Source organism: Pseudonocardia pini, assembly GCF_013870575.1.
GTDB classification, from domain to species: Bacteria; Actinomycetota; Actinomycetes; order Mycobacteriales; family Pseudonocardiaceae; genus Pseudonocardia; species Pseudonocardia pini.
On sequence record NZ_JACBXB010000462.1, the window covers coordinates 1 to 4,424 of the forward strand.

Sequence of the window (4,424 nt, forward strand, 5' to 3'; positions counted from 1 at the left end):
CGCCCGGCCACCTCCGCCACCACGAGCCCGAGCAGCTCTCGCGGGCCACCAGGCTGTGGGCGGTCCCCGCCTACCGGATGCTCTACGACCCGGACGGCCGACCGTGGCGGGACCGCCTGCACCGCCGCTGGTGAGCGCGGGCCGTGGGGCGGCGGGTTCCGCTGCTCACCCCACCGTGCGGGCGGCGGCCACGAAGGCCATGAGCTCGTCGAGCTTGTCGGTCCGCGCCGCCGTGGCCCGGTCCAGGACCTGGATCAGGCTGTCGTAGGCGTCGGTGTGGTCGTACCGGGCGGTGTCGGCGATCTTCAGGGCCCATCGCCAGTACCCGCGCAGGGTGTCGGCGAGGGGCATCCGGAACGTCGCGACCACGTCCCGGATCGGCTCGACCACGGCGTCGCCGTGGTGTCGTAGGTATCGCGCCACGACGTCGGCCATGAACGTGAAGTGCCGTGCCTCGTCCCGCGACAACCGGGTCAGGACGTCGGTGAGCACGGGCTCGTCGACCACCGCGCGGAGCTGGCGGTAGTAGATCTGGGTGGCCTTCTCCTGGACCAGGGCGTACGCGAAGAACTGCACGGGATGGTCGTAGGGCAGCTCGAAACGGGGCAGGACGGCGGCGGTCGGCACCCCCATGCCGGACTCGCGCTGGTAGCGGGCCAGCGCGCGGGCGTGGGTGTCCTCCTCGGACGCCCAGCGCACCGTGAAGTGGTAGAGCTCCCGGTTGTGGGCGAACACCTCCGGCTCCACGGTGTCGTCGACCGGGAAGTGTCGGTGGTAGACGTCGAAGTACCCGGGCAGGTGGTCCTCGATGAGCGTCACGAACTCCACGGCGGAGCGCTGGCCCTCGGTGAGCCGGTCCGCGTCCGCCGCGGCCCAGGCGAAGGAGGTCTCGGCGTCCCAGCGGCGCTCCGGTGTGGTCGCGGCGAGGTAGGTGTCGACGGCCGGGGCGAGCTGCGCCGCCGTCAGCAGCCCGTTCACCGCGCGTTCCTGAGCACCAGCGCGTAGTGCTTGGTCGTGTAGCCCCACCCGGTGTTGGAGACGTCGAGGTAGTGCTCGAGCCGCGCCGCGATGCCGGGCTGGATGCGGTTCAGCGCCGCCGCGTTGGCCTGCACGTTCTCGATCCACTGCTCGATCGTGCGGTGGTAGTGCCGGGTGAGGTCGACCGTCGTCTCCACGGAGAAGCCGGCGTCCTCCGCGGCGGCGACCAGCTCGGAGAGCGGCCGCAGCTCGCCGTTGCCGAAGATCGCCTCACGGACGAAGTCGGTGCCGTCGACGCGGTCGAAGCGCGCGCGGATGGCCTGGTTGCGGAAGCAGGACTCGCTGACGTACATCCGGCCGTCGCGCCGCAGCAGGCCGCGGGCCTTGGCGAACACGGCGGGCAGGTCCGACATGTGCACGACCGACCCCAGCGCCGTCACGGCGTCGAGCCCGCGGGGCAGCTCCTCGGCCGTCTCGAACGGGCTGGTGACCATCCGGACCCGGTTCGCGAGCCCACGCCGGCGGGCCCGCCCCTCCACGAACTCGCGCTGGCGCGGTGCGGGGCTGATCCCGGTGACCGTGCATCCACGGACGCCCGCGAGGTGCAGGACCAGCGCGCCCCACCCGGACCCGACGTCCAGGACGCGGGAGCGGTCGTCCACGTGGACCAGGTCGGCGACCAGGTTCATCTTCCGCCGCTGGGCGTCGGCGAGGCTCTCGGTGCCGGTGTCGTAGTAGCCGGCGCTGTACTTGCGGGACTCGTCGAGGAACAGGCCGAAGACCCGCGGGTCGAGGTCGTAGTGCTGGTTGGTGGGGTGCTCGACGGTCGTCACTGGTCCAGGGCCTTCCGGACCACGTCGGCGACCTCGGCGATGGTGCTCACCCCGAACACGTCCTCGTCCTCGAGCTCGACGTCGTACTCGCGCTCGATGCGGGCGATCAGGCGCAGGACCTTGATCGAGTCGGCGCCCTCGACCTCGCGGAGGTCGGTGTCGGTGGACAGCTCGTCGGCGGGGACGGAGAGCACGTCGGCGACGATGGCGCGGACGGAGTCGGTGATCTGGGCCGTGATCAGGTCTGGGCTGGCGGTCATGACTCACTCCTGAGTGGGTGGTAGGTGGCGGTGGCGCCGGCGACGAGGTCGCCGTGGGCATCGGTGACCTCGGCCGCGGCTTTGACGAGCTCAGCGCTCTCCGTGACGAGGCGGGCGGTGACGCGGTGGGGGAGTCCGACATGGACGGTCCCGACATAGCGCATCCGCAGGCTGGTGGTGACCGCAGGCGAGCCGTCACGGAGGACGATCAGGTTGCCCATGGTCTCGTCGCAGATCAGCGCGACGATCCCGCCGTGCACCACCCCGGGGTAGGACTCGTAGTGGTGGCCGAGGTCGAAGTCGGTCCAGAGCGCGTCACCGGTGCGTTCGAACGTCAGCCCCAGACCGTGTGGGTTCCCTGGCGCACAACCGAAACAGGCGTGGTCACGCCACGGGAGCGCGATCGTCATCCGAGAGCCTCGGCCAGCGCCCGTCGGACCTTGCCGTTGGTCGACAGGTCGCGGTCGGTGAGCGAACCGAAGGTCTTGCGGATCTTGCCCTGCAGCTCGTCGAGCTCGCCGGTGCCCGCCAGCCGGTCCAGGAACAGCTGGAAGCCGGTGTCGATGGTCTCGTGCCCGTCGAGCGCGTCGAGGCCGGACTTGAACACGCTCACGGGGTGCTTGATCGTGTCGTCGCTCGTGTAGAAGTACAGCGTCTCGAGAACACTGGCCAGCTCGCCCGGGTGCTGCTCCAGGCGCTGCGCGGCGAAGTGCCGGAACTCGCGGGCGTGCCCCGCCTCGTCCCGGCTCGCACGCAGCAGCAGGTCGGCGAGCACCGGCTCCTGCACCCAGCCCGCGACGGCGCGGTAGACGTGGTTGACCGTCAGCTCGGAGATGATGTTGGTCGCCAGGGTCGCCGACGGCGTCGAGCCCGGCTCGTAGGGCGCCCGCATCGCCGCGACGGCGCGGGAGTCCACGTCCTCGCCCACGGCCTGCAGCCACGAGGTGAAGGCGTAGTGGTGCTGGACCTCCTGGTAGCCCCAGATGACGGCGAAGGCGGAGAAGTCGTAGTCGTCCGCGAACTCGTTGAGGAAACCGTGCACGGCGGCGATCACGTTGGACTCGCCCATCACCGCGCTCTTCACGAGCGTGACGTGCTCGGGTCTCACGAGGCTGCGGTCGATGCCGGTCAGGTCGAGCTGGTCGAGCTTCCAGTGGCTGCGGTCGTAGTGGCGGAAGACGTCCAGGCTGTGCATGGCGTCCATGCCCGGGATGGTCATGGTGACCTCTCGATCAGGGCCGCCGTGGCCAGGCGGCGCAGCTTCCCGCTGGTGGTGCGCGGGAGGGAGTCGGGTGTGGTCAGGTGGACCGTCAGCGCCGACAGGCCCAGCGCGCGGCGGACCCGCGCGGCGATGGCGTCGCGGAGGGCGTCGTGCTCCGCCGCGGGGAGGGCCGTCTCGACGACGACGGCGACGTGCTCGTGGGGCTCGAGGCGGCTCAGCGCCACGCACCGTCCACGACGGACGCCGGGGACGCCGGAGACCTCCGCCTCGACGTCCGCGGGGTAGGTGTTCACCCCGCGGACGGTGATCATCTCCTTGGCGCGGCCCGCGAAGAACAGCTCGCCCGCGCGCAGCCAGCCCAGGTCGCCGGTCCGCAGCCAGCCGTCGTCGGTGAAGGGTTGGGGACCCCGCAGGTATCCGCTGGTCACGGCGGCGCCACGGAGCTGGATCTCGCCGACCGGGCCGTCCGCGATCCGGATCTCCATGCCGGGCACCGCCCGCCCGAGCCCGACGACCTCCTTGGTCCCCGCCGCGAGCTCCCCCCGTGCGAGGGCGTCCCGATCCACCGACTCGACGACGGGGGCGCGGCCGAGCGGCGGCAGCGTCGCGACCAGCGTGGCCTCGGCCATGCCGTACCCGGGCGTCATCGCCTCGGCGCGGAACCCGTTGTGCCGGAAACGCTCCGCGAAGGCGCTGAGCGACTCCGCGCGGATGGTCTCCGCGCCGTTGAAGCAGACCCGCCAGGCACTGAGGTCGAGGTCCTGGGGCGGGGTGTCGAGCAAGGCGTCGAACGCGAAGTTCGGCATGGTCGAGATCGTGGAGCGGGTGGCGGCGAACTCGGCGAGCCAGCGGGCGGGGTCCTTCACGAAGGCGGTGGGGTTCCACAGGTTCACCGGGATCCCGGTGAAGATCCCGGTGAGGGTGCCGAACAGGCCCATGTCGTGGAAGAGCGGCAGCCAGGAGGCGTGCGCGTCGGCAGGGCCGAGCGCGATCGCCTCGGTGATCGACTCCGCGCAGGCCAGGACGTTCGAGTGGCTGAGCACCACGCCCTTCGGGTCGGCGGTGCTGCCGGAGGTGAACTGCAGGACGGCCGGGCTCGCCGGGTCGACCGCACGGGGCTCGGCCTCGGGA

General features: G+C 71.5%; 6 protein-coding genes. All 6 read right to left on the reverse strand.

Annotation, left to right across the window (positions count from 1 at the left end):
• Positions 1-165: 165 nt before the first annotated feature.
• On the reverse strand, positions 166-978 hold the full coding sequence (locus H5J29_RS22305; RefSeq protein ID WP_181782995.1) for an acyl-ACP desaturase: 813 nt from the start codon (positions 976-978) through the stop codon (positions 166-168).
• Positions 975-1,811 (reverse strand): SAM-dependent methyltransferase, encoded by an 837-nt coding sequence (locus tag H5J29_RS22310; RefSeq protein WP_181782996.1) that lies wholly within the window; start codon positions 1,809-1,811, stop codon positions 975-977. The genes H5J29_RS22305 and H5J29_RS22310 overlap by 4 nt, the downstream gene beginning before the upstream one ends.
• Positions 1,808-2,071 carry an acyl carrier protein gene (locus tag H5J29_RS22315; RefSeq protein ID WP_181782997.1) on the reverse strand — a complete coding sequence of 88 codons (264 nt, stop codon included), beginning with the start codon at positions 2,069-2,071 and terminating at the stop codon, positions 1,808-1,810. The genes H5J29_RS22310 and H5J29_RS22315 overlap by 4 nt, the downstream gene beginning before the upstream one ends.
• Positions 2,068-2,481, reverse strand: coding sequence for a PaaI family thioesterase (locus H5J29_RS22320; RefSeq protein ID WP_181782998.1), 414 nt, complete (start codon positions 2,479-2,481; stop codon positions 2,068-2,070). The genes H5J29_RS22315 and H5J29_RS22320 overlap by 4 nt, the downstream gene beginning before the upstream one ends.
• Positions 2,478-3,290 (reverse strand): ferritin-like domain-containing protein, encoded by an 813-nt coding sequence (locus H5J29_RS22325; RefSeq protein ID WP_246394152.1) that lies wholly within the window; start codon positions 3,288-3,290, stop codon positions 2,478-2,480. The genes H5J29_RS22320 and H5J29_RS22325 overlap by 4 nt, the downstream gene beginning before the upstream one ends.
• A partial coding sequence (locus H5J29_RS22330) for an AMP-binding protein (RefSeq protein WP_181782999.1) occupies positions 3,287-4,424 on the reverse strand: 1,138 nt, incomplete at its 5' end. The genes H5J29_RS22325 and H5J29_RS22330, both read right to left, overlap by 4 nt.